Origin of the sequence: Flavobacterium sp. Root186 (assembly GCF_001428525.1) — a bacterium.
Lineage (GTDB): Bacteria > Bacteroidota > Bacteroidia > Flavobacteriales > Flavobacteriaceae > Flavobacterium.
The window spans coordinates 81972-106324 of the sequence record NZ_LMHW01000010.1; the positions used below are offsets into that span (position 1 = coordinate 81972).

At 33.9% G+C, this 24353-nt stretch carries 25 protein-coding genes; 17 read left to right on the forward strand and 8 right to left on the reverse strand.

The genetic code is table 11. From position 1 onward, the window contains the following. The first annotated feature begins 23 nt into the window (after positions 1 to 23). The gene (gene murC / locus ASD98_RS03920; protein WP_056200510.1) at positions 24 to 1379 is read left to right on the forward strand and encodes a UDP-N-acetylmuramate--L-alanine ligase; all 1356 of its coding nucleotides are present in this window, start codon (positions 24 to 26) and stop codon (positions 1377 to 1379) included. 57 nt (positions 1380 to 1436) lie between these two features. Here murC and ASD98_RS03925 read toward each other — a convergent pair whose 3' ends face one another. Then, positions 1437 to 2084: a DUF1287 domain-containing protein gene (locus ASD98_RS03925; RefSeq protein ID WP_056200512.1), complete on the reverse strand. Its 648-nt coding sequence runs from the start codon at positions 2082 to 2084 to the stop codon at positions 1437 to 1439. Positions 2085 to 2237: 153 nt separating this feature from the next. On the opposite strand from ASD98_RS03925, the gene radC reads away from it, so the two are divergent. Genes radC through ASD98_RS03940 form a run of 3 tightly spaced genes read left to right on the forward strand, consistent with a single transcriptional unit; the run spans position 2238 to position 4369 of the window. Further along, on the forward strand, positions 2238 to 2927 hold the full coding sequence (gene radC, locus ASD98_RS03930; RefSeq protein ID WP_056200514.1) for a DNA repair protein RadC: 690 nt from the start codon (positions 2238 to 2240) through the stop codon (positions 2925 to 2927). A gap of 3 nt (positions 2928 to 2930) precedes the next feature. Beyond that, entirely contained in the window at positions 2931 to 3617 is a 687-nt protein-coding gene (locus ASD98_RS03935; RefSeq protein WP_056200517.1) for a YjjG family noncanonical pyrimidine nucleotidase, read from the forward strand. Positions 3618 to 3619: 2 nt separating this feature from the next. After that, positions 3620 to 4369 (forward strand): hypothetical protein, encoded by a 750-nt coding sequence (locus ASD98_RS03940; protein WP_056200519.1) that lies wholly within the window; start codon positions 3620 to 3622, stop codon positions 4367 to 4369. 13 nt (positions 4370 to 4382) lie between these two features. Here ASD98_RS03940 and ASD98_RS03945 read toward each other — a convergent pair whose 3' ends face one another. Continuing rightward, complete coding sequence (locus ASD98_RS03945) at positions 4383 to 5660, reverse strand: replication-associated recombination protein A (RefSeq protein ID WP_056200523.1); 1278 nt, start codon at positions 5658 to 5660, stop codon at positions 4383 to 4385. Between the two features lie 162 nt (positions 5661 to 5822). Here ASD98_RS03945 and ASD98_RS03950 point away from each other — a divergent pair, with 162 nt between their 5' ends. After that, complete coding sequence (locus ASD98_RS03950) at positions 5823 to 6596, forward strand: rhomboid family intramembrane serine protease (RefSeq protein ID WP_056200526.1); 774 nt, start codon at positions 5823 to 5825, stop codon at positions 6594 to 6596. 61 nt (positions 6597 to 6657) lie between these two features. Continuing rightward, positions 6658 to 7164, forward strand: a complete 507-nt coding sequence (locus ASD98_RS03955; RefSeq protein ID WP_056200529.1) for a hypothetical protein — start codon at positions 6658 to 6660, stop codon at positions 7162 to 7164. A 2-nt stretch (positions 7165 to 7166) separates the two neighbouring features. Here ASD98_RS03955 and ASD98_RS03960 read toward each other — a convergent pair whose 3' ends face one another. From ASD98_RS03960 to ASD98_RS03985, 6 genes are all read right to left on the reverse strand, one after another. Further along, positions 7167 to 7967, reverse strand: a complete 801-nt coding sequence (locus ASD98_RS03960; protein WP_056200532.1) for a DUF2490 domain-containing protein — start codon at positions 7965 to 7967, stop codon at positions 7167 to 7169. Between the two features lie 41 nt (positions 7968 to 8008). After that, positions 8009 to 8743: a 23S rRNA (guanosine(2251)-2'-O)-methyltransferase RlmB gene (gene rlmB / locus ASD98_RS03965; RefSeq protein WP_056200534.1), complete on the reverse strand. Its 735-nt coding sequence runs from the start codon at positions 8741 to 8743 to the stop codon at positions 8009 to 8011. An 84-nt stretch (positions 8744 to 8827) separates the two neighbouring features. Next, positions 8828 to 10009 (reverse strand): hypothetical protein, encoded by a 1182-nt coding sequence (locus ASD98_RS03970; RefSeq protein ID WP_056200535.1) that lies wholly within the window; start codon positions 10007 to 10009, stop codon positions 8828 to 8830. Positions 10010 to 10026: 17 nt separating this feature from the next. After that, positions 10027 to 11421 (reverse strand): SusD/RagB family nutrient-binding outer membrane lipoprotein, encoded by a 1395-nt coding sequence (locus ASD98_RS03975; RefSeq protein ID WP_242412072.1) that lies wholly within the window; start codon positions 11419 to 11421, stop codon positions 10027 to 10029. Between the two features lie 75 nt (positions 11422 to 11496). Then, positions 11497 to 14748 (reverse strand): SusC/RagA family TonB-linked outer membrane protein, encoded by a 3252-nt coding sequence (locus ASD98_RS03980; RefSeq protein WP_056200539.1) that lies wholly within the window; start codon positions 14746 to 14748, stop codon positions 11497 to 11499. Positions 14749 to 14832: 84 nt separating this feature from the next. Further along, positions 14833 to 16536, reverse strand: a complete 1704-nt coding sequence (locus ASD98_RS03985; RefSeq protein ID WP_056200542.1) for a hypothetical protein — start codon at positions 16534 to 16536, stop codon at positions 14833 to 14835. 183 nt (positions 16537 to 16719) lie between these two features. On the opposite strand from ASD98_RS03985, the gene rpsL reads away from it, so the two are divergent. The 11 genes from rpsL (at position 16720) to rpsC (ending at position 24339) form a co-directional block, all read left to right on the forward strand. Then, positions 16720 to 17103, forward strand: coding sequence for a 30S ribosomal protein S12 (rpsL, locus tag ASD98_RS03990; protein WP_007136570.1), 384 nt, complete (start codon positions 16720 to 16722; stop codon positions 17101 to 17103). Positions 17104 to 17126: 23 nt separating this feature from the next. After that, on the forward strand, positions 17127 to 17603 hold the full coding sequence (gene rpsG, locus ASD98_RS03995; RefSeq protein WP_056200545.1) for a 30S ribosomal protein S7: 477 nt from the start codon (positions 17127 to 17129) through the stop codon (positions 17601 to 17603). Positions 17604 to 17613: 10 nt separating this feature from the next. Then, on the forward strand, positions 17614 to 19770 hold the full coding sequence (gene fusA / locus ASD98_RS04000; RefSeq protein ID WP_056200550.1) for an elongation factor G: 2157 nt from the start codon (positions 17614 to 17616) through the stop codon (positions 19768 to 19770). An 11-nt stretch (positions 19771 to 19781) separates the two neighbouring features. Further along, a complete protein-coding gene (gene rpsJ, locus ASD98_RS04005; RefSeq protein WP_007803605.1) occupies positions 19782 to 20087 on the forward strand; it encodes a 30S ribosomal protein S10 in 306 nt (101 codons plus the stop codon). A 404-nt stretch (positions 20088 to 20491) separates the two neighbouring features. After that, complete coding sequence (rplC, locus tag ASD98_RS04010; protein WP_007803612.1) at positions 20492 to 21109, forward strand: 50S ribosomal protein L3; 618 nt, start codon at positions 20492 to 20494, stop codon at positions 21107 to 21109. Next, positions 21109 to 21738, forward strand: a complete 630-nt coding sequence (rplD, locus tag ASD98_RS04015) for a 50S ribosomal protein L4 (protein WP_056200553.1) — start codon at positions 21109 to 21111, stop codon at positions 21736 to 21738. Before rplC ends, rplD begins: the two co-directional genes overlap by 1 nt. Positions 21739 to 21745: 7 nt before the next feature. Further along, complete coding sequence (gene rplW, locus ASD98_RS04020; RefSeq protein ID WP_012022489.1) at positions 21746 to 22036, forward strand: 50S ribosomal protein L23; 291 nt, start codon at positions 21746 to 21748, stop codon at positions 22034 to 22036. Positions 22037 to 22045: 9 nt separating this feature from the next. Continuing rightward, positions 22046 to 22870 (forward strand): 50S ribosomal protein L2, encoded by an 825-nt coding sequence (rplB, locus tag ASD98_RS04025; protein ID WP_056200557.1) that lies wholly within the window; start codon positions 22046 to 22048, stop codon positions 22868 to 22870. Positions 22871 to 22876: 6 nt separating this feature from the next. Further along, complete coding sequence (gene rpsS, locus ASD98_RS04030; RefSeq protein WP_012022488.1) at positions 22877 to 23155, forward strand: 30S ribosomal protein S19; 279 nt, start codon at positions 22877 to 22879, stop codon at positions 23153 to 23155. A 6-nt stretch (positions 23156 to 23161) separates the two neighbouring features. Beyond that, complete coding sequence (rplV, locus tag ASD98_RS04035) at positions 23162 to 23575, forward strand: 50S ribosomal protein L22 (protein ID WP_007803631.1); 414 nt, start codon at positions 23162 to 23164, stop codon at positions 23573 to 23575. A 5-nt stretch (positions 23576 to 23580) separates the two neighbouring features. After that, positions 23581 to 24339, forward strand: coding sequence for a 30S ribosomal protein S3 (rpsC, locus tag ASD98_RS04040; RefSeq protein WP_012022487.1), 759 nt, complete (start codon positions 23581 to 23583; stop codon positions 24337 to 24339). Positions 24340 to 24353: the final 14 nt, after the last annotated feature.

Here is a 24353-nt window from a genome sequence, read left to right on the forward strand (position 1 = left end):
AGTTTAACGATTAAACATTTTAAATGAAAACACATTTCATCGCTATAGGCGGAAGCGCTATGCACAATCTAGCATTAGCATTGCATAATAAAGGATATCAGGTTACAGGAAGTGATGATGCTATTTTTGAGCCTTCAAAATCAAGATTAGAGAAAAAAGGAATTCTTCCTGCCGAACTGGGCTGGTTTCCTGAAAAAATCACAGCCGATATTGATGCCATAATTCTTGGAATGCATGCAAAAGCTGATAATCCGGAATTATTGAAAGCGCAGGAATTGGGACTTAAAATTTATTCTTATCCAGAATTTTTATACGAACAATCTAAAAATAAAACTCGTGTTGTAATTGGCGGTTCGCACGGAAAAACTACCATTACTTCGATGATTTTGCACGTAATGCATTATCATAATATTGAAGTAGATTATATGGTGGGAGCACAATTAGAAGGTTTTGATACCATGGTGCATCTTACTGAAGAAAATGATTTTATGGTTTTAGAAGGAGATGAATATTTATCTTCTCCAATAGATCGTCGCCCGAAGTTTCATCTGTATCAGCCAAATATTGCGTTGATTTCTGGAATTGCCTGGGATCACATCAATGTGTTTCCAACGTATGAGAATTATGTGGAACAGTTCGAAATTTTTATTTCAAAAATTACAAATGGTGGAATTTTAGTTTATAACGAAAATGATCCTGAAGTAAAACGTGTTTCAGAAGCTGCAACAAATCCAATTCGTAAATTATCTTATCATACTCCGGAATATACTGTTAGTGACGGCGTAACATTATTAAAAACGCCAGAAGGCGATATGCCAATTGAAGTTTTTGGAGCGCATAATTTAAATAATCTTGCCGGAGCAAAATGGATCTGCCAAAATATGGGTGTTGACGAAGCTGATTTTTATGAAGCAATTGCAAGTTTCAAAGGGGCTTCTAAGCGTTTAGAAAAAATCGCCGAAGGAAAAGGAAAAGTTGCCTACAAAGATTTTGCGCATTCGCCAAGTAAAGTGGCCGCAACGACTAAAGCTGTAAAAGAACAATATCCAAACAGAACTTTGGTGGCTTGTTTAGAATTGCATACTTACAGCAGTTTAAATGCTGAATTTTTGAAAGAATACGAAGGAGCTTTAGAGTATGCTGATGTTGCAGTTGTTTTCTACTCCCCAGATGCTGTAAAAATTAAGCAGTTAGAAGAAGTAACATACGAGCAAATTGCAACTTCATTTAATAGAGAGGATTTAATTATATATACAAACCCAGCTGAATTTAAAGAATATTTATTCAACTTAAATTTAGATAATTCTGCACTTTTATTAATGAGCTCAGGAAATTACGGAGGTTTAAATTTTGACGAAGTAAAACAATTGATTAATTAGGAAATTAGTCAATTTGAGAATTAGATAATTGCCGGCTGTTTTGCAGCTGGCTTTTTTTTAGAATTTGGATTCTGGAATTTCTTTTAAATATTTAAAATGTCCTACAATTTTATATTCAAATAAACAGTCTTGAAGAACTTGTCCATTCCCCACATTGTGGACAATTAAATTTCGTTTTCCGTCTTTTGATTTTTTGTTGGTTACTATCCCGATATGAGGCAGTTTGTCATTAATCATCCATGTTACAATTTCGCCTGTTTTATAATCTTTTGAATTTTGGGTTACAGGTAGTTTTGTTCCTTTTCTTTCAAAAAATATTTCCAGATTTGGTACTCTTCTGTGATCGATATTAGTGTCGGTTTTAGTCATTCCCCATTTTTCTAAATTCGGATATACATCAAAGTTTTCTACCATATCTTCATGCACTTCTTTTTGAAGATCAATCCCTAATTTTCGATAAGAACGAATAACAACATCGGTACAAACTCCTTTTTTTGCTGGAACATCTCCATTGGGATATTGAATTGAAAAATAAGCAGGATCATAATCTATTGATGAATCGATTATTGAAATTGCTGCATCTGATAATTTTTGGCCAAAGGTTTTAGCAGTTTCCTGTAGGTTTTCAGTCTGTAAAGAATCTGTTTGTTTTTGATTACACGATAAAAACAGAAGCAAGGTTATAGCAATATAAATTGATTTCATTTAGTAAGTTATTTTAAAGTAAAACGCATTTAAAATTAGAGATTAAATAAATAGAATAGATTTTTATTTACGAGAGATTTTTCTTATTTTTTAATATATTCGCCGTGGAGATTAAGAAAAGAGTTTTCTTCAAATAATTAAAATTTACTTTAGATGGAAACTATAAATTTTCCCATTAAAAATTGGTCAGAAGATGACAAACCAAGGGAAAAATTAATGCTTAAAGGTAAAGATGCCTTAAGTGATGCCGAGTTAATGGCTATTTTAATTGGCTCTGGCAGTCGTAATGAATCAGCAGTTGCTTTAAGCAAACGAATTTTAGCCGGCGCAGGGAATTTAAATTCTTTAGGAAAAATGTCTATTTCTCAATTAATGCAATTTAAGGGAATTGGGGAAGCAAAGGCTATTACAATTATAGCTGCTTTAGAATTAGGCAGGAGAAGAAGGGCAGAGGATACGGTTGAATTGTCCAAAATTATTTCAAGTAAAAATGCTTTCGAAATTATGCAGCCCATTATAGGTGAACTGTCTCATGAAGAATTTTGGGTACTTTTTCTGAATAATTCTAATAAGGTTATTTCTAAATCACAATTAAGTAAAGGAGGAATTGCCGGAACAATTGTAGATATACGTTTGGTTTTTAAATTAGCCTTAGAAAATGGTGCTACAGGTTTGATTTTGTGCCATAATCATCCTTCCGGGAATTTGAAACCAAGTGATGCAGATAAACAAATAACAAAGAAAATAAAAACTGCAGGAGAGATTCTAGATGTTAAAATTTTAGATCATTTGATTATTACTGAAACAAAATATTATAGTTTTGTAGATGAAGGAATTTTTTAATTTATGAATACTAACATTACAGACATTTTTTTTGATTTAGATCATACGCTTTGGGATTTTGATAAAAATTCAGAAATGGCTTTTGATCGTATTTTTAAAAACAATTTCGGAGAGATTAAAATTGAAGATTTTATTAAAAAATATGTTCCCATAAATCAGGAATGCTGGAGGTTGTATCAAAACGATGAAATTACACATCAGGAATTACGTTACAATCGATTAAAATTTTCCTTTGATGCTTTAAATTATTCAATTTCTGATGAAAACATAGATCAAATTGCTAATGATTATATTGAGTTTTTAACCGATAATAATTATCTTTTTGATGGAGCAATTGAAGTTTTAGAGTATCTTAAACCTAAATATAAGCTGCATATTATTACAAATGGCTTTGCCCATGTTCAAACTAAGAAAATTAATAATGCTTCGCTTGGAAATTATTTCAGCACAATTACAAATTCTGAATTAGCTGGGGTTAAAAAACCAAATAGTATTATCTTTGACTATGCTGTTAATTTGGCTCAGGCCGCAAAAGAAAATAGTGTCATGATTGGAGATGATTTTGATGCAGATGTTAATGGCGCTTTAAACGCGGGACTGGATGCCATTTTCTTTAACGTTAGAAATATTGATGTGCCTAAAAATTTAAAACAAATTAATCATTTACTTGAACTAAAAAAATATCTATAATTATGAAAATAAAAGTTTTACTGGCTTTACTATTTTGTTCGGCTATTGGTTTTTCGCAATCTGTTAATGATTATAAGGCAGTTATAATTCCTCTTAAATATGATTTTATTAAAACAGATAATCAATATCGATTAGCAACATTAACTAAATCAAATTTACTTAAAGCTGGTTTTGAAGCTTTTTATACTAATGAGCAAATACCTGCAGGTTATGACAGATGTGAGCTTTTGTATATCGACGTTAAAAAGGATAATGCCTTTTTAGTAACAAAACTTTTTATTCAGTTTAAAGATTGCTACGGAAAAGTAATTTATACTTCTGAAACCGGAAAGAGCAGGGAGAAGGATTACGAAGTAGCATATAAAGAAAGTCTTGAGAATGCATTTACCTCAGTTATTGGGTTACATTATAAATATAATGGAAAAACTGTTTCTTCAACTTCTTCTAACGTAGCGCAAGCTGCAACTCCGGTTGCTGCTGTTGCAAGTACTCCAATTGAGGAAAAGCCTTCTGTTAATGTTAATCTTTCTGATCCTAATTTACTGTATGCTCAGCCAACAGAAAATGGTTTCCAATTAATTGATAAAACACCAAAAGTGGTGATGAAATTATTAAAAACTTCACGTGCAGATTCATTTATAGCCATTAAAGATGGAATTCAGGGATCTTTAAACGCAAAAGATAATCAATGGTATTTTGAGTATTATCAAAATGATAAATTGGTTTCAGAAAAAGTTTCTGTAAAATTCTAAAACATATTATGGTTTAATAACCATATTTATCTTTCCAGCGGTTCTTTAAAAATTCGCGGTTGCTGTTCTCTCTAGAATTGCTTCCCGGATTGTAAAGAACCGTTTCTTTTATGGTATCAGGGAGAAATTCTTGTTCGGCAAAATTATTGGCGTAGTCATGCGAATATTTATAATCTTCGCCATAACCTAATTCTTTCATCAATTTTGTCGGCGCATTTCGCAAATGAATAGGAACAGGTAAGTCTCCTGTTTGTTTTACTAATTGCTGTGCATTTCCTATAGCCATATAGGATGCATTGCTTTTTGGAGAAGTCGCCAGATAGATGGCGCATTGACTTAATATAATTCGGCTCTCCGGATAACCTATCGTTGAAACTGCCTGAAAAGTATTATTTGCCATAATAAATGCCGTTGGGTTTGCATTTCCAATATCTTCACTAGACAGAATTAGCATTCTTCGGGCAATAAATTTTACATCTTCACCACCTTCGATCATTCTTGCCAGCCAGTAAACTGCACCGTTTGGATCGCTTCCTCTTATAGATTTTATAAAAGCAGATACAATATCGTAATGTTGTTCACCAGTTTTGTCATACAAAACAGTATTTTGCTGAACCAATTCAAAAACACGATCATTGGTAATGATTACATTATCGTTTGGAGAAGCATTAACCACAAGTTCAAAAATGTTAAGCAGTTTTCTGCCATCTCCGCCAGAAAGTCGCAATAAAGCTTCTGTTTCTTTTAAAGTTATTTTTTTAGACGCTAATTCTACATCGATTTTCATTGCACGATGTAATAAGGCTTCTAAGTCGTCTTTTGTAAAAGCATTTAGTATGTAGACCTGACAACGGGATAATAATGCGGGAATAACTTCAAAACTTGGGTTTTCTGTTGTTGCGCCAATAAGTGTAATCCATCCTTTTTCAACAGCAGCTAAAAGTGAATCTTGCTGCGATTTACTAAACCTGTGAATCTCATCAATAAACAAAATAGGGTTTTTGGCAGTAAATAAACCGCCGCTTTGTTTTGCTTTTTCAATTACATCGCGAATGTCTTTAACACCAGAGTTAATAGCGCTTAAAATATAAAACGGACGTTTAGATTCCTGCGCTATAATTTGTGCCAAAGTTGTTTTGCCAGTTCCGGGTGGTCCCCAGAAAATGAGTGACGGAATTATTCCTTTTGAAATTTGCTGCGTCAAAGATCCATTTGGTCCTACCAAATGACTTTGACTAACATAATCTTCTAATTTCTGTGGGCGAATTCGCTCGGCTAACGGTGCTTCCATTTTGTAAAATTACTATTTTCAAAATTAATTTTATTACACGAGATACTATATCCCAATTCAATTTTAAACATTTAACATATAATAGGATAGCTGACAAATTATCAGTAATTTTTATTTGGATAGTTTTTTGATGTCAAAACCATGAATTAGAATCGAGACTATATGAATGATAATCAATTTAAATTTTCAACAGCAGTTATTGGACTTCCAATATTTTTTGTCCTTTTTCTATGGGTTATATATTGGATTCAGATTCGATTTGATTTCGATTTTTATCAAAATGGAATTTATCCCAGAGAACTTTCCGGATTGCAAGGTGTGTTGTTTAGCCCATTTATCCACGAAAATTTAGAACATTTATATAATAACTCAATTCCACTTTTGGTTTTGCTGACAGCTTTACAGTTTTTTTATCCAAAACAATCATTTGGGGTTATTTGTTATGGAATTTTATTTTCCGGATTGATAACCTGGATTATTGGTCGATCAAACTTTCATATTGGCGCCAGCGGATTAATTTATGTTTTGGTAAGTTTTATTTTTTTTAAAGGAATCCAAACTAAATATTATCGTCTGGTGGCACTTTCGTTATCTGTTATTTTACTTTATGGAGGAATGATTTGGTATGTTTTTCCAGATGTAGATGCGGCAATTTCCTGGGAAGGACATTTAGGCGGGTTTATTACAGGATTTGGACTTTCTTTATATTACAAAACTTCTGAATATACAAAACCCATAATTTACGATTGGCAGAAACCAGATTTTGATCCTTCACAAGATGCTTTTATGAAACATTTCGATGAAGACGGAAATTTTGTAAATACGGAAACTCCTGAAGAAGAAATTGAAAATCCTGAAGCATATTTTAATTCAAGTATTATTGTGAATTATGTTGTAACCAAATCAGAATCAATTGATAAAGGTTCTGAAGGGTGATATTTATGAATTAAAATGATTAATTTTGTTAAGAGACGCTTTAATTTAATTAATCCAACTCATGAAAAATGCTTTTTTCTCTGTCTTAATTTTATTAATTTTTGGAAGTACTGAATCTTTTGCTCAATGCGATGTAAAAAATAAGTTACTTGCTGATGGCTCTATGGTTTATTATTTTGATCCGGCGGTTTTTTATACCACAAAATCTAAATCTCTAAAAATAAATATTGTTACCGATAAAGAAAATTATTTTGTAGCCCTTCAACCCATACCTTTTCCGGAAAAGAAAGTAGGAAAAGAAATTAAAGATGATTTGATAATACACCTAGCTGATAATAATGCTTATAAATTAACGCATTATGATACCCAGTATATAAAAAACGATTCTGTTATGCAGGTTTTATATCTAATAGATAAAAAGGATTTAACTGCATTTTCTACATTTGAAGCTGTTGTGGCATCTATAAACATGAAGGGAACTGAGTTTATACGTGACTATAATTTCAAATTACATAAAGACGAAATTGTAAAACAGCTGGCTTGTTTTTTAAAAGAAGAAGAAAAATAGATTTAATCATCACTTATAGTTTCTGATTTATGTATGAACTTTTTATTTAGATTCTCAAAAAAATTATTAAATGTAAGGGTGAATGATGCGGCGTTTATGATTTGATTTCCGGCATCTCTGGGAAGATATTCATTAGCATACGTCAGTTCAATCTGTATGTTGTCCGAAAACAGATAACCAGCGCCAATATTTAATCTGTTTCTGTCAAAAAAACTAAGACCGGTAACTTTTGTTCCGGATTTAAAAAATAATTCGTCGGATGCAATAGCATATACAACACCTTCTCGTAAAACTTTACTGTTAATAGGTTGCAAGTATTTAATTTGCTGACGATATCGAACTACATTTTCGTAAGTGTCATCTTCATTTTTCATATGACGAAGCTCGGTTCGCATCCTTGTACTTAAAGTATATCCGGTTTTGTGGAAATAATAAATACCTTGTAAAGCAAATCTCCATTCTGGAGATTCAAATTGACCTATTTCAGGAACATCTTTGTTGTTAAAGTATCCTATGAATGATGACAACTTCCATCGTGGAGACAAATAATAATGTCCCCAGGCTCTAAATGATCTTTGTGTATTTTGCTCAAAAATGTTTGGAGATGATTCAGTACTGCTGTAACTCGTTCCCAAGTTAAGTTCAGTTGACCATTTTTTGTTTATGGTTCGGTTAAATTGAATCTCACCCCAAAATTGATTGTACTTTGTTGTTTGTCCATAACTCATCATTGTAATTAGAAAAATTACAATTGCAGAACAGATTTTTCTAAGCACTATTTTATGAGCAAGTTTTGAAGACATTTAATATTTATTAAGTTGTCATTCTACTTCTGGATGCTTTGTTAGCTTCTTTGACGAACTGTTTCATATAAAAATGCACCGCAGGCAACAGATACATTAAGCGATCCTATGGAACCAAACATTGGTAATTTTGCTTTTTCATCTACAATTTTAAGAACAGATGGATTTATACCTCTGTCTTCAGATCCCATTATAATGGCTAAAGGCTCATTTAATGATAAATCATAAATGTTTTGATCTGTTTTCTCTGTAGCGGCTACAGTTTTTATTCCAGATCCCTGAAGATAGAATATAGCATCTTTGATATGTTCTACTTTGCAAATAGGCACATTGAATACTGCACCCGCAGATGTTTTAACTGTATCTCCATTTACTGGCGCAGAACCTGCTTTTTGAACGATAATTCCGTTTACTCCCGTACATTCTGCAGTTCTGATAATAGCACCAAAATTTCTCGCATCTGAAATTTGGTCCAATATCAAAAATAAAGGTTTTAAACCCGAAGCAATTGTAGATTCTACTAAATGTTCTATATCAATAAATCCAATAGGGGAGATTGTAGCAACGGCACCTTGATGATTATTTGGTGTTAATCTATTTAGTTTTTCAACCGGAACGTATGAAAAGTTAATGTTAGCACGTTTCATTACCTTCATTAAATCTTTCATTAATTCTCCAGAAATCTCTTTTTGTATAAATACTTTGTCAACTTCCTGACCAGCTTGTATCGCTTCTATAATGGCTCTAATACCAAATATTTGATGTTCTTTTTCCATGGGGCAAATATAGGCATAATGTTTATATAAAAAAAAACCACCCCGAATGAACGGGATGGCTTTTTAGTATTATTAAAGAAATAATTATAGTGATAATATTCCTTCTTTGTATAAGAATTGTAATTCTTGACTGTTAGTTCCTTGGATTCTATCAGTAATTGTTAAAATTCCATAATAGTCATCACCATCTCTAGTAATTTTGTAGATGACAACATCTCCAGTTACAAGATTAGTTAAGCTTGTTACTTTAGCTCCAGCTGTGTAAGCAGCATCAGCTTCAAATAAGTCAGTAGTATTAAAATCTAGAGTTGATTTTACAAATGTAATACCGCTAGTAGCTCCTGCTGTTATACCAAATGGACTAACAAAAGAAATTTCTGATCCGGCAGCTCCAGTAGTGAAATCAAAACTGTTTGAATCTGCAGCGTTAGAAATACTTCCATCGTGACCTGCACCAAACTCTTGATTAACAAATTCTACAGTTGTAGAAATAGCATCAGTTTGAGTTCCAGCAGTTACAGTAAATCTGTAAGTGATTTTGTCTCCAATTACGATTCCTCCGTAAGTAGAATATGGAATTGCTGCAATGTCAAGATCTTGATGAGTAATAGGTAATGTTCCTGGTAATGCAGAAAAAGCTCCACCATTTTTAGACCATTCTCCAACTATACTGTTAACAGTTGTAGTTCCTTTTTTAACTGGTGCAAAAGTAATGATTACCGGAGTTGGATCAAGATACTTAATTGTTGATACACCACTTGTTGGGTTAGTAACCGGGTCACCATCAGCATTGTATATCTGCCAAACTATTCCTTTTCCAACTGTAAGTGTCCAAGTAGCTCTTGTAGTTGTACCATCAGAATAAGTTGAAAGAATTGCTAATGAATAACTTCCTGTTTTACCAGTTAAAGTTGTTGTTCCTCCAGAAGTTACAGGAAATACATCAAAGCTTCCTAATGAAGAAGTGTTGAAAGTAGCTTTTCCATCACTAAGAGTCGCATCCGCAACTTTATCTCCAAATACGATAGGATCTGAAGTAGTTTTAGCAGCATTCTTATAGATTTCAACTTTAGATACGGTTACACCTTCTTTTGTAAAAGTGTTAAGAGGCAAAATATAGTTGTTATCTAAACGACTAATACTTGATGTTGTTGGAACAGCGTTCCCTCCCGCGGTTGAATATTCTATATTATCATCTGCGGCATCACAAGAAGCTAAAATTGCAATAAATGCGAACGCAGCAATTTGTTTTATATATTTTTTCATATTTGTAATATTAAATATTAATGTTTATCCCAGAAAATTTTAGTAGTCACATTATTGTTACCCAATTTTGCAACTGCAGCTTCTAGATTTGCAGCATTTAATGTTTGCTCAATTCCTGGATAAGAGTAACGTTTTGGAACTTCAGTAATATCACCAAAAGTTACTGGAGGAGCTACTAAAGCTGGGAAATCTAATCTTCTGTAAGAAGTCCAAGCTTCAAAACCTCTGTTAAAATAAGAGATCCATGCTTGTTCTCCAATTTTTTGTTGCCAAGTTCCAGCAGCAGTTGCATAAGCTACATCAGATCTTACTAAGTAAGCTGCAATGTCAGCAGAAGAAACTCCCCAATCTTTCATAGATGCCGTAATACCCGCATTATAGTGAGATGCAGCAGTACCACCAACAGCAATACCTCTTTCTACAGCTTCTGCTAACAAGAATTCTACTTCAGAATAAGTAAAAAGAACACCAGGATATACTGGATTTTTGATAGTTTCAGTTAAGTGAGAGAAATCTCCGTAAACATTAACTGTTCCATATACACCACCTTTATATTGTCCTGAACCTTCTGGAAATTCTGTAAAGTATTTTGCTCTTCTTGGATCAGAAAGAGTATTCATTTTGTTTACGAATGTATTAGCCGGCAAGAAGTCATCACGACCACTAGCTACTAAATCAAGGTATAACGGGTTGTTATTAGTTGTATTTGTAGTATATGGCATATATGCTCCGTCAGTACTAACTAAAATTAAACCATCAGCTTGTGCTGCTAAAGCTTGTGCACTAGCATAAGTATGATCTACATCATCCATATTGATAGCTAATCTAAAACGTAAAGAGTTAGCAAATTTAGCCCATTTAGCAGTATCTCCACCAAAAATAAGATCAGCTACATCATAGCTAGGTGCACTTTGATCTAATTTATGAGATGCTGCAGTTAACACAGCAATAAGGTCTCTGTAAATAGTTTGTGCATCATCATATTTTGGTTGTGGATGCCCATCTATGTCTAAAGCTTCACTGTAAGGAACATCTCCAAACGTATCAACTAAAATTGAATATGAGTAAGAAGATAGAATGTCAATAATAGCAATTTTATTATCAAAAACTACTAAGCCTTCTGGTGCTCCAGTGTAATTAGCTTTTTGAGTTAACAAAAGTGATTTAGCTTCTTTAAAATCTCTTAATACATCACGGTAATAAGTTGCCCAATGACGATCTGGAATAGTACGTCCAGTAAGGTCATATTGAGTTTCTTGTGGATACTGTACTTCAGTCCATTGTTGAGCATATAATCTGAAAACGTTGAAGTTTACAGATGTGCTTGTAACCTGATCCACCATAGTTTTTTCAGCATTGGTGAATAAAAACTCAGGTGAAGTAATGGTTGGGTTTTTTGTGTCTTCGTTCATTCCTCCAAAGTCATCAGAGCATGATGCAAATAAGGTTATAAACGATATTAATATTATTAATCTATTTTTCATAGCTTAGAATTTTATTGTTAAGTTACAACCAATATTTCTAGTTGTTGGTAAAGAACCGATAGAAAGACCTTGTGATCCTACGTTAGATCCTAATCCACTTTCTGGGTCTGCATCTGGAAGATTTTTTTGAATTATCCATAAGTTAGATCCAATAAGTGAAACTTTAGCATCAACCAATTTCATTTTTTGTACTAATGAACTTGGTAAAGTATAAGTAATGTTTACCTCTCTTAGTTTAATAAAACCAGCATCATAAACATACTGACTTCTTGGTCCGTTAGTATAAGCATTTGTGATAGCTCCACCTGTTGAATAAGTAGTTCTTGTTGTATTTGGAGTTCCATCAGCATAAACACCAGGAAGGATTACACCTCCACCAGCAAGTTGAGCATTTCTTTTTGGATATCCAAGATCGTTGTTTCCAGCAGTACCATCACCAAGTCCAGTTCCAACTCCGTACCATTGGTCAGTAGAGAAAACATCTCCTCCGTGTTTAGTGTCAATTAAGAAGCTGAAAGCTAAGCTTTTGTAAGCAAATTTATTGCGGATACCTCCAATCCAGTCAGGATTGATGTTTCCAATAATATTGTTTGTTGAAGTGTTGATTACATATCTACCAGTTGATGGGTTGATAATTTTTTGACCATCAGCAGTATATGTGTAATCTGTTCCTTTTAATACTCCAAAAGGTTGTCCAACAACAGCGTTTAAAGTTACAGTTCCAGGGAATGAAGCAATTTGTAAGTTAGAAACTCCATCAGCTAAAGCTGTTACTTCGTTCTCATTTTTAGACCAGTTTACGTTAATATCCCAAGAAAAATTGTTTGTTTTTATTGGAGTAACATTAAATTGAATCTCAATACCTTTATTTTCAATTGTTGCAGCATTTACATACTTAGAAGTATATCCTGTAGCGGTTGAATAAGGAACTCTTACAGCTTCACCATCATTTACGTTTTTATATAAACTCACGTCAAATCCAACTCTTCTGTTTAAGAACTGCATCTCAAGACCAACCTCTGTAGTGTTTGTCTTAATAGGCTTTAAGTCTGGGTTATTTTTAATTGAGTTTACAGAATACATTTGATTATTGTTGAATGGATCAAATTTAGTGTAAGTATCAACTAATGCTAAAGCAGGAGTTCCAAGTGGGCTTTCAGAGTAACCTCCTCTTAATTTACCAAATGATAACCAGCTAGCGTTTAGGTTTTTAGAGAATACCCAGCTACCAGAAACTGAATAACTAGTTAAAGTATTGTCATCAGCAGGAAGATTTGAGAAAGCATCTCTACGTGCAGTTGCATCGATAAAATATGTATCCACATATCCTAATGAAGCAGAAGCATAGTAACTGTTTACAGATGTTCTTGTTTCTCTTTCATATGGATATGGACTTGCAGAACGTGAATTCGATAAACTGTAAATTCCAGGAATAATTAAACCTCCTTGAGTAGAAGCTGTAATTTGATTGAAATAAGTGTTTCTTATTGTACCCCCAGCAACTCCAGTTAAGCTAATATCTTCTCCGAAGTTATGTTTGAAGTTTAGAAGTAAATCATAGTTTTGCTCAGAGAAATTACCATTATAACGTTGGTAACCTGAAGTTTCGTCAAGAGCATTGATACCAAAAGTTTTTGCTACAGAACCTACAGCAACTCTTTCTTCACGTAACTCATCGTAAGTATCTGTTGAGATTTTTCCTGTTGCAGAAACCCAGTCAGCAATTTTGTATGTCAAGTTCGCATAACCAATAAAACGATTTCTTCTATCATTTTGGTAGTTTTGGTAACGCTCAAAGTATGGATTATTCCAGTAAGCTGGAGCTGCATTTTCTGGAGATTTTCTATTCCAAGTAATGTTTTGTTGACCTGAATTATTGTAAGCTTGTTCAAGTTGTTTAATGTCAACGTTTGTTTGCCACCATTGACGGAAACCAGAAACAATATTGTCGCTGTATCCAGTCATGTTTCTACCTGTAGTTTGTTGAGCAGAGAAGTTAGCGAAAGTGCTAAGAGATAATCTGTCAGTAAACTGGTGATTTAATTTTAAACTGAAGTTGTTTTTTCTTAATTCACTGTTGATTAACGTACCAGTTTGGTTTGTGTTTGTGTAATTAAAAACAACGTTTGTTTTTTCGTTACCATCTTCAAATGAGATACTATTTACTAATGAAAGTGAATTTTGGAAGAATGAATTTGGATCATTTGCTGCAGCTTTCCAAGGTGTAGCTTTTCCATAGTTAGCGTTTCCTGGGTAAGCAGAGAATGCATCCCATTGGTAAACATTTAATGATGGGTCAAATCTATCTCCAACAGAAGCATCATCTCCCATTGCAACAACTAAATCTGGAGTACCGTCACCGTCAATATCTTGCTCGCCAAAAGAACCTCCGTAACCAGCTCCGTATTCTTTTTGATATTTCACGAATGTGCTTTTGTCAGGAGAACCTGTTACTACCTCAGATGAAACTGTAATTCCTAATCCTTTTTTAGCTTTACCTTTTTTAGTAGTAATCATTAAAACTCCATTACCAGCTAAATAACCGTATAATGCAGATGCAGCGGCACCTTTTAAAACGTTAACACTTTCGATGTCTTCTGGATTGATGTCCATACCATTATTACCATAATCGTATCCTCTTGCTCCTGAAGACTGAGTAGTTAATCCATCATTAGTATTGTTTCCGTTGTTGATAGGCATACCATCAATAACGATTAACATTTCATTACTTTGACCAATTGCTTTAACCCCTCTGGAAATTGCACTTGTAGAACCACCAAAGTTTGTGTTTCTTGTAATGTTAACACCCGCAACTTTTCCAGAAAGTTCGTTTAAGAAGTTACCACTTGATGTACCATTTCTTAAATCTCCTCCTTTAACCTCTTGTGTAGCGTAACCAAGAGATTTTTTCTCTCTTTTTACACCTAAAGCTGTTGTTACAACAACGCTTTCAAGTTCTTGCGCATCTCCAGCTAAACTTACGTTAACTGTAGATGAAGTTGCAGCTATTTCTTGGGTTTTCATCCCAATGTAGCTAAATACCAAAATTTGGCTTGATGATGCTTTGATAGAATATTTACCATCAAAATCGGTTTGTGTTCCGGCTTTTGTTCCTTTAACTAATACACTAACACCTGGTAAAGGCATTCCTGCATTATCAGAAACTGTTCCCGAAACAGCTCTTTCTTGCGCAAAAGAAAGTTGCGCAACTAGTACTAATAAAAGTACTAAGAATCCATTGAACTTTAGTTTCATTTTTAAATATTTTGAATTAGTATCGCAAAACTCTTAATAATTTGTTAACTTTCCTAGTAAAATATTTTTTTTTTTCGTTAAAGGTCAAAATTTAACATTATAACATATGTTTATGATAGTGTTATATAATTGTAATTCCTGTGTTTTGTTAGCTCCGTTTGTAAGGTTAATATTTATTAATCCGTTTGGAGTTTGTATTGAGGTTCCAATTCCAATTCCTATTAATTTTTTTATTTTGTTTGGGTCTGAAACGCTTGTCAAGTCTTGGTATATTCCATAATCAAAGATTGAATTAATATAAAGGTTTGATGAAACAATATATCTGTACTCTGTAAGAATAGACGCTGTGAAATTTGCCTGGAGACTATTTTCTAAAAATCCTCTTATGGACCTAATGCCCCCAAATCTGAATAATTCGTTTGAAATGTAGTTTTTGCTTTGTAAATAAAAATTTTGTGAATTTATGTTAATATAGCTTTTGTTGTTGAGCTCAAAATTATAGCCCGCATTTAAATTTATGTAGAATTGTTTGCTTGATCCCACCGTTTCTAAATCGTTATTTGTGTTTCTTTTTCCATATCCGGCAGCCAAGTTTAAGAATGCTTTTTTCGGCATGAGATAATTATTGTAATCTGTTTTTTTATATTCGAAAGTCGATGTGAAATATGAATTGTCGAAATCGCTGATAATTGAATTGTTTGTGTTTTGGATGTCGCTTGACTCTGTAGATTGATATCCTAAATATATTTTAGAATTGTAATTTATGTAATAACCTAATTCAATTGCAGTTTTTGTATTTTGAAAAGTACTGTCCTGTTTAAATATGTTTAATTGGGCTTTTATTCCGAGCGGTGATTTAAATATGTATGGAATTTCTAGTTTAGTGCTGAAAGTCTTTTGTTGGTTTCCGTCACTTTTCCAGTATAATGAAAATTGTTCTCCAGCGTGCAGTGTATTGATTAATTGAATGTCAAGATATCCATTAAGGGTTACTTTTTTGTTTTCATCGTTTGAAAAACCAATAAAGCCATCAAAAGTGTTTGCTTTCCTTTTTTCTATGTAAGTATAAATTTTGGTAGAATCATTTGTAAAAAGTATTTCAGGATATTTAGTTTGAGAAACAAACTCAAAATTATTAATGTCTTCGTAAAGTTGTTTTATAATTTCCTGGTTAAACGTTTTGTTTAGGTATTTTTTATTAAGTTGTTTTAGATGGCCTTTTGGAAAAAAGGCGCCAGAATTGCTATTTGTATAATTTAGGATAATTGAATTTACGTTGCGTTTTTTTTCGGATTTAAAATTTAAGTCAGCATAAATTATTAAATTCTTTCTTCGGATATTTTCGAGTTTAATTTTACTTAGCGCAAAACCATCTTTTTCAGCTTGAATTATTTTTGCATTTAAATAACTTTCAATGTCGCCGTAAGGGAGAATTATGGAGTCATTTTGATTTTTATGAGAATCTAAAAAACGATTATTTATACCTATATATATATGTATACTTTTTATTCTATTTTTTAGACTAAAAACAGCGGTGTATGTACTGTCGTTTATTTTGTTGTTTTCTAGTGTTTTATTGTCTAGAAAGCCTTTTTTTGAGAGTTTATCGGAAGTGTTTTTTATTTCATCAAATAATGATTTGATGTTTGGATGATCTTTAGTATAATTTAAGGAATCAATAATTTTGTTTTCAATATCATTTGATCCATTTATTTTTAGATGAAAGGTCTGGGTGTAAGCTGAAAAGCTTATAAGAAAAAAGAACAATGTATAAAAAAACTGTTTCAAGTGAAAATGTTTTATTTAATTAAAGTGTATGCAAATATCCATTGTTTGTTTGTAAAAACATACTAATAAATAATGTTGTTGAAAATTAATACATTAACGTTTGTATAGTGAAAATTATTTTATACATTTGCAACCCCGTAAAAAGCGGGAATTTAATAAACATAATAATTTTTAGTATTAATTATGCCAACAATTCAACAATTAGTAAGAACAGGAAGAACTCAGATAACTAAGAAGAGTAAATCGGTTGCTTTAGATTCTTGTCCTCAAAGAAGAGGGGTTTGTACGCGTGTTTACACTACTACACCAAAAAAACCAAACTCTGCAATGCGTAAAGTTGCGCGTGTACGTTTGACAAATGGTAATGAGGTGAATGCTTACATTCCTGGAGAAGGACACAATCTACAAGAGCACTCGATAGTATTAGTTAGAGGCGGAAGGGTAAAAGATTTACCAGGTGTTAGATATCATATCGTTCGTGGAGCGCTTGACACGTCAGGAGTTGCAGGAAGAACGCAAAGAAGATCTAAGTACGGTGCTAAACGCCCAAAAGAAGCAAAAAAGTAATTTAAAACTTTTAAGAAAAAGACATGAGAAAAAGAGCGGCAAAGAAAAGACCACTTTTACCAGATCCGAGGTTTAATGACCAGTTGGTAACGCGTTTTGTGAACAACTTAATGTGGGATGGTAAGAAATCTACAGCTTTCAAAGTATTTTATGATGCAATTGATATCATTGAAACTAAAAAGCAAGATTCAGAAAAAACTTCATTAGAAATTTGGAAAGATGCTTTAACTAATGTTATGCCTCACGTAGAAGTACGTAGCCGTAGAGTTGGTGGAGCTACATTTCAAATTCCAATGCAGATTCGTCCAGATAGAAAAATTTCTATGGCAATGAAGTGGTTGATACTTTATTCTAGAAGAAGAAACGAAAAATCTATGGCACAACGTTTAGCGTCAGAATGTTTAGCTGCTGCTAAAGAAGAGGGTGCTGCGGTTAAGAAAAGAATGGATACTCACAAGATGGCAGAAGCTAATAAAGCTTTCTCTCACTTTAGATTTTAATTCGTAAGAAATGGCTAGAGATTTAAAATATACAAGAAATATCGGAATTGCTGCTCACATTGATGCTGGTAAAACAACAACAACGGAGCGTATTCTTTTTTATACTGGAAAGTCACACAAAATTGGTGAAGTGCACGATGGTGCTGCAACAATGGACTGGATGGCACAAGAGCAAGAAAGAGGTATTACAATTACTTCAGCTGCTACAACTTGTGAGTGGAATTTTCCAACTGAGCAAGGTAAACTTTTGCCAAACTCATTGCCTTACCACTTTAATATTATTGATACTCCTGGACACGTTGACTTTACTGTAGAAGTAAATCGTTCTTTGCGTGTACTTGATGGATTGGTTTTCTTGTTTAGTGCTGTTGATGGTGTTGAGCCGCAATCAGAAACTAACTGGAGACTTGCAGATCAATATAGAGTTCCGCGTATGGGATTCGTTAACAAGATGGACCGTCAAGGATCTAACTTTTTGGCAGTTTGTCAACAAGTTCGTGATATGTTAAAATCAAATGCTGTTGCGATCACTTTGCCAATTGGTGAAGAAAATGATTTCAAAGGTGTTGTAGATTTAGTAAAAAACCAAGCTATCATTTGGCATGATGCAACTCAAGGGGCAACTTTTGATATAGTTGAAATTCCTGCTGATATGGTTGCTGAAGTTAAGGAATATAGAGATATTCTTATTGAAGCAGTTGCTGATTACGATGAAAACTTGCTTGATAAGTATATGGAAAATCCAGATTCTATCACAGAAGAAGAAATTAACAATGCTCTTAGAGCTGCAACTATGGACATGGCTATCATCCCGATGATTGCTGGTTCTTCTTTCAAAAACAAAGGAGTTCAATTCATGTTAGATGCAGTTTGTAAATACTTGCCTTCTCCAATGGATAAAGAAGGTATCGAGGGAATTCATCCTGATGATGCTGAATTATTAGAAGAAGATCAAACTAAAATCTTGCGTAAGCCAGATGTGAAAGAGCCGTTCGCTGCTTTAGCATTTAAAATTGCTACTGACCCATTCGTAGGTCGTTTAGCTTTCTTCCGTGCTTACTCTGGGCGTTTAGATGCTGGTTCTTATGTTTTGAACACTCGTTCAGGAAATAAAGAAAGAATTTCTCGTATCTACCAAATGCACGCTAACAAACAAAATCCAATCGAATTTATTGAGGCTGGAGATATTGGTGCTGCTGTTGGATTTAAAGATATTAAAACTGGAGATACATTGTGTGATGAAAAACACCCAATCATTCTTGAGTCTATGAAATTCCCTGCGCCGGTAATTGGTATTGCAATTGAGCCTAAAACTAAAGCTGACGTTGATAAAATGGGTATGGCTTTGGCTAAATTAGCTGAAGAAGATCCGACGTTTACTGTTAGAACAGATGAGGCTTCAGGGCAAACTATTATCTCTGGTATGGGTGAGCTTCACTTAGATATCTTAGTAGATCGTATGAAACGTGAATTTAAAGTTGAAGTAAACCAAGGTGAGCCTCAAGTTGAATATAAAGAAGCGTTTACAAGAACTGCAACGCACAGAGAAACTTACAAGAAGCAATCAGGAGGTCGTGGTAAATTCGGTGATATCGTATTTACACTTGAGCCAGCTGATGAAGTTGATGGTAAAGTTCCTGTTGGATTACAGTTTATCAATGCAGTAAAAGGTGGTAATGTTCCTAAAGAATATATCCCTTCTGTAGAAAAAGGTTTCCGTGAAGCTATGAAAACTGGTCCATTGGCAGGTTATCAAGTGGATAGTTTGAAGGTAACTTTGACGGACGGATCTTTCCACCCTGTCGATTCTGATGCGCTTTCTTTTGAGTTAGCTGCTAGAATGGGTTATAGAGAAGTGGCTAAAGCTGCTGGTGCGATTATTTTGGAGCCAATCATGAAAATGGAAGTTATTACTCCTGAAGAAAACATGGGAGATATCGTAGGTGATATCAACCGTCGTAGAGGTCAGGTTAATGACATGGGTGACAGAAACGGTGCTAAAACTATTAAAGCTGATGTGCCTTTATCAGAAATGTTTGGATATGTAACAACGTTAAGAACATTATCTTCTGGTAGAGCAACTTCAACAATGGAGTTTTCTCACTATGCAGAAACACCTTCTAATATTTCAGAAGCTGTAATTAAAAAAGCAAAAGGTAACGCTTAATTCTTAAGAAAATGAGTCAAAAAATCAGAATAAAACTAAAATCTTACGATCACATGTTGGTAGATAAGTCTGCTGAAAAGATCGTAAAAACAGTAAAAACTACTGGAGCAGTTGTAACAGGTCCAATTCCGTTGCCAACTCACAAAAAACTTTTCACTGTATTACGTTCTCCGCACGTTAACAAAAAAGCGAGAGAGCAATTTGAAGTAATGTCATACAAGAGATTGATTGATATTTATTCGTCTTCATCTAAAACTATTGATGCATTAATGAAACTTGAATTGCCAAGTGGAGTTGAAGTAGAAATAAAAGTATAATTTTGTATTATATTTTAAATATAAAAAGCGAGATAGAAATGTCTCGCTTTTTTTTTTGGTTAAAAGTTTTGACGGGTAATTTTTTTTAAGATATTTATTTTGATGAATTGTTTCTATTTTGGCTGAAATGTCTTTTGTTTAGGCGGTTGCTGGAATTTTTTAATGAATGAATTAAGTAATTGTTAAGTTGAATAAGGCTGTAAGTTAAAATGGTGAAATTTAATTTTTTCGACAAATAAAATATTGAAAGAAGAGGGAATGATGCTTTGATTTTGATTATGAGACATTTAATTTTTGTAACTGTTTGGTATATTCAATTTTAATGTATACTTTTGCACTCCCTGTTTGGAAATTTCTGTTATTTTCAAATTGAAGGGAATTTTAGTAATTAATAATTAATATTTATGTCTGGGTTAATTGGTAAAAAAATCGGCATGACTAGCATTTTTGATGAAAACGGGAAAAATATTCCTTGTACAGTAATCGAAGCTGGGCCGTGTGTTGTTACCCAAGTCAGAACCAAAGGTGTTGACGGGTACGAAGCGTTGCAACTTGGTTTCGATGACAAAAACGAGAAACATTCCACTAAAGCGGCTTTAGGTCACTTTAAAAAAGCTGGAACTGTTGCTAAGAAAAAAGTCGTTGAATTTCAAGATTTTGCAACTGAACAAAAATTAGGGGATCTTATTGATGTTTCTATTTTTGCTGAAGGAGAATTTGTAGATGTACAAGGTGTATCTAAAGGTAAAGGTTTTCAAGGGGTTGTTAAACGTCACGGATTTGGTGGTGTTGGACAAGCGACTCACGGTCAACACAACCGTTTAAGAGCGCCGGGTTCTGTAGGAGCTTCTTCATATCCATCTAGAGTATTCAAAGGAATGCGTATGGCTGGAAGAATGGGAGGAGACAATGTAAAAGTTCAAAACCTTAGAGTTTTAAAAGTAGTTGCTGAAAAGAACCTGCTTGTTATTAAAGGATGTGTTCCTGGACATAAAAACTCTTATGTAATCATTCAGAAGTAATGGAAGTAAAAGTATTAGATTTCAACGGAAAAGATACTGGAAGAAAAGTTCAACTTTCTGATTCAGTATTCGCAATTGAACCAAATAATCACGCTGTATACCTTGATGTTAAGCAATATCTTGCTAATCAAAGACAAGGAACCCACAAAGCTAAAGAAAGAGCTGAAGTAACGGGAAGTACGCGTAAGATTAAAAAACAAAAAGGAACTGGTACAGCTCGTGCGGGAAGTATCAAAAATCCATTGTTTAAAGGTGGTGGAACAATTTTCGGACCAAGACCAAGAAGTTATTCATTTAAATTGAATAAAGGCTTAAAAAGATTGGCAAGAAAATCTGCTTTCTCAATCAAAGCAAAAGAGTCAAATATTATCGTTCTTGAAGACTTTAATTTTGATGCGCCAAACACTAAAAATTTCATTAACGTTTTGAAAGCTTTAGGGTTAGAAAATAAAAAATCTCTATTTGTGTTGGGAGAGTCAAATAAAAATGTATATTTGTCGTCACGCAATTTAAAGGCTTCTAATGTCGTAACTAGCTCAGAATTAAGCACTTACGCTATTTTAAACACTAATAATTTAGTGCTTTTAGAAGGTTCTTTGGAGTTAATCGAAGAAAATTTAAGCAAATAATAGGAGTATGAGTATCATAATTAGACCTATAGTAACAGAAAAAGTAACCAAAGAAAGTGAAGTTCTAAACCGCTTCGGATTCGTTGTTGACAAAAAAGCAAACAAAGTTCAAATTAAGAAAGCTGTTGAAGCTGCTTATGGAGTAACTATCGTTTCAGTTAATACGATGAACGTAAGACCGGATAGATCTACTAAATACACTAAAAGTGGTTTAATCAGTGGAAAGACAAATGCAATCAAAAAAGCAATTGTTCAAGTACAAGAAGGAGAAACAATTGATTTTTACAACAATATCTAAGATAGAAAAATGTCAGTAAGAAAATTAAAACCTATTACCCCAGGTCAGCGATTTAGAGTTGTGAATGGTTATGACGCCATTACAACTGATAAGCCGGAACGCTCTTTGATAGCGCCGATAAAAAACTCTGGAGGTAGAAATAGTCAAGGAAAGATGACCATGCGTTATACGGGTGGTGGTCACAAGCAGAGATATCGTATTATTGATTTCAAAAGAACTAAAGACGGAATTCCGGCTACAGTGAAATCAATTGAATATGATCCAAATCGTACTGCATTTATCGCTTTATTAGCTTACGCTGATGGAGAGAAAACATACGTTATTGCTCAAAATGGATTGAAAGTTGGTCAGAAATTAGTTTCTGGTGCAGATTCTCAACCAGAAATTGGTAATACATTGCCTTTAAGTAAAATTCCTTTAGGAACTGTAATTTCTTGTATTGAGTTACGTCCAGGTCAAGGTGCGGTAATCGCTCGTTCAGCTGGAACATTTGCTCAATTAATGGCAAGAGATGGAAAATATGCTACAATTAAAATGCCATCTGGTGAAACAAGATTGATCTTGTTAACTTGTTCGGCTACAATTGGAGCTGTTTCTAATTCAGACCACCAATTAGTTGTATCAGGAAAAGCTGGTAGAACAAGATGGTTAGGAAGAAGACCTAGAACAAGACCTGTTGCAATGAACCCTGTTGATCACCCAATGGGTGGTGGAGAAGGACGTTCTTCTGGTGGACATCCACGTTCAAGAAATGGAATACCAGCAAAAGGTTATAGAACTCGTTCTAAGAAAAACCCGAGTAACAAGTATATCGTAGAACGTAGAAAGAAATAATAAGATATGGCACGTTCATTAAAAAAAGGACCTTTCGTTCATTATAAGTTAGACAAGAAAGTTCAGGAAAACGTAGAAAGTGGTAAAAATAGTGTAGTAAAGACTTGGTCTAGAGCTTCTATGATTACTCCGGATTTCGTTGGACAAACAATCGCAGTTCATAACGGTCGTCAATTTGTACCAGTTTACGTAACAGAAAACATGGTAGGTCACAAATTAGGAGAGTTTTCACCAACTAGATCTTTTAGAGGTCATGCTGGAGCAAAAAATAAAGGTAAAAAATAAGAAGCAATGGGAGTTCGTAAAAGAGAAACAGCAGATGCGAGAAAAGAGGCTAATAAGTCTATTGCTTTCGCAAAATTGAATAACTGCCCTACTTCACCTAGAAAAATGCGCTTAGTAGCGGACTTGGTAAGAGGTCAGAAGGTAGAAAGAGCACTTAACATCTTAAGATTCAGTTCTAAAGAGGCTTCAAGAAAATTAGAGAAACTATTATTATCTGCAATCAACAACTGGGAGCAAAAAAATAGTGAAGGTAATTTAGAAGAAGCTGGATTATTTGTTAAAGAGATCAGAGTAGATGGTGGAATGATGTTGAAAAGACTTCGTCCAGCTCCACAAGGTCGTGCACACAGAATAAGAAAACGTTCTAATCACGTTACAATCGTGCTTGGAGCTATCAATAACACACAAAGCAATTCTTAAGCAGCATGGGACAAAAGACAAATCCAATTGGAAATAGACTTGGTATCATCAGAGGGTGGGACTCAAACTGGTATGGTGGAAATGATTACGGTGATAAACTTGCCGAAGATCACAAAATCAGAAAGTATATCCACGCTCGTTTATCAAAAGCTAGTGTATCAAAAGTAATCATCGAGAGAACTTTGAAACTTGTAACCGTTACTATCACTACTGCAAGACCTGGTATCATTATCGGAAAAGGCGGACAAGAGGTAGACAAGTTAAAAGAAGAACTTAAGAAAGTTACTGACAAAGAGGTTCAAATTAACATCTTTGAAATTAAAAGACCTGAATTAGATGCTTATCTTGTGGCGACAAGCATCGCTCGTCAAATCGAAAGCCGTATTTCTTACAGACGTGCAATCAAAATGGCTATTGCTGCTTCTATGCGTATGAACGCTGAAGGTATCAAAGTTTTGATTTCTGGTCGTTTGAATGGTGCAGAGATGGCACGTTCAGAAGGTTTCAAAGAAGGTAGAATTCCTCTATCAACTTTCAGAGCTGATATTGATTATGCTTTGGCTGAAGCTCACACTACTTACGGTAGAATGGGTATCAAAGTATGGATCATGAAAGGTGAAGTTTATGGAAAGAGAGATCTTTCTCCACTTGCTGGAATGGATAAAAAACAATCTGGTACTGGCGGTGGTAAAGGTGGAGATGCCCCTAGAGGTAAATCTAACTTTAATAAAGGTGGAAAACCAGACGCTCGTAAAAGAAAGTAAATTTTTAAACTAAA

Excerpts from the sequence above, each read along its gene's own strand:
- rpsC (WP_012022487.1), top strand. The coding sequence starts at position 23,581 with ATGGGACAAAAGACAAATCCAATTGGAAATAGACTTGGTATCATCAGA.
- ASD98_RS03940 (WP_056200519.1), top strand. The coding sequence starts at position 3,620 with ATGAAAATAAAAGTTTTACTGGCTTTACTATTTTGTTCGGCTATTGGT.
- radC (WP_056200514.1), top strand. The coding sequence starts at position 2,238 with ATGGAAACTATAAATTTTCCCATTAAAAATTGGTCAGAAGATGACAAA.
- ASD98_RS03980 (WP_056200539.1), bottom strand. The coding sequence starts at position 14,748 with ATGAAACTAAAGTTCAATGGATTCTTAGTACTTTTATTAGTACTAGTT.
- rplW (WP_012022489.1), top strand. The coding sequence starts at position 21,746 with ATGAGTATCATAATTAGACCTATAGTAACAGAAAAAGTAACCAAAGAA.
- ASD98_RS03935 (WP_056200517.1), top strand. The coding sequence starts at position 2,931 with ATGAATACTAACATTACAGACATTTTTTTTGATTTAGATCATACGCTT.
- ASD98_RS03970 (WP_056200535.1), bottom strand. The coding sequence starts at position 10,009 with ATGAAAAAATATATAAAACAAATTGCTGCGTTCGCATTTATTGCAATT.
- rpsJ (WP_007803605.1), top strand. The coding sequence starts at position 19,782 with ATGAGTCAAAAAATCAGAATAAAACTAAAATCTTACGATCACATGTTG.
- ASD98_RS03945 (WP_056200523.1), bottom strand. The coding sequence starts at position 5,660 with ATGGAAGCACCGTTAGCCGAGCGAATTCGCCCACAGAAATTAGAAGAT.
- rplD (WP_056200553.1), top strand. The coding sequence starts at position 21,109 with ATGGAAGTAAAAGTATTAGATTTCAACGGAAAAGATACTGGAAGAAAA.
- ASD98_RS03960 (WP_056200532.1), bottom strand. The coding sequence starts at position 7,967 with ATGTCTTCAAAACTTGCTCATAAAATAGTGCTTAGAAAAATCTGTTCT.
- rplV (WP_007803631.1), top strand. The coding sequence starts at position 23,162 with ATGGGAGTTCGTAAAAGAGAAACAGCAGATGCGAGAAAAGAGGCTAAT.
- fusA (WP_056200550.1), top strand. The coding sequence starts at position 17,614 with ATGGCTAGAGATTTAAAATATACAAGAAATATCGGAATTGCTGCTCAC.
- ASD98_RS03955 (WP_056200529.1), top strand. The coding sequence starts at position 6,658 with ATGAAAAATGCTTTTTTCTCTGTCTTAATTTTATTAATTTTTGGAAGT.
- rplB (WP_056200557.1), top strand. The coding sequence starts at position 22,046 with ATGTCAGTAAGAAAATTAAAACCTATTACCCCAGGTCAGCGATTTAGA.
- murC (WP_056200510.1), top strand. The coding sequence starts at position 24 with ATGAAAACACATTTCATCGCTATAGGCGGAAGCGCTATGCACAATCTA.
- ASD98_RS03950 (WP_056200526.1), top strand. The coding sequence starts at position 5,823 with ATGAATGATAATCAATTTAAATTTTCAACAGCAGTTATTGGACTTCCA.
- rpsS (WP_012022488.1), top strand. The coding sequence starts at position 22,877 with ATGGCACGTTCATTAAAAAAAGGACCTTTCGTTCATTATAAGTTAGAC.
- rlmB (WP_056200534.1), bottom strand. The coding sequence starts at position 8,743 with ATGGAAAAAGAACATCAAATATTTGGTATTAGAGCCATTATAGAAGCG.
- rplC (WP_007803612.1), top strand. The coding sequence starts at position 20,492 with ATGTCTGGGTTAATTGGTAAAAAAATCGGCATGACTAGCATTTTTGAT.
- rpsL (WP_007136570.1), top strand. The coding sequence starts at position 16,720 with ATGCCAACAATTCAACAATTAGTAAGAACAGGAAGAACTCAGATAACT.
- ASD98_RS03925 (WP_056200512.1), bottom strand. The coding sequence starts at position 2,084 with ATGAAATCAATTTATATTGCTATAACCTTGCTTCTGTTTTTATCGTGT.
- ASD98_RS03975 (WP_242412072.1), bottom strand. The coding sequence starts at position 11,421 with ATGAACGAAGACACAAAAAACCCAACCATTACTTCACCTGAGTTTTTA.
- rpsG (WP_056200545.1), top strand. The coding sequence starts at position 17,127 with ATGAGAAAAAGAGCGGCAAAGAAAAGACCACTTTTACCAGATCCGAGG.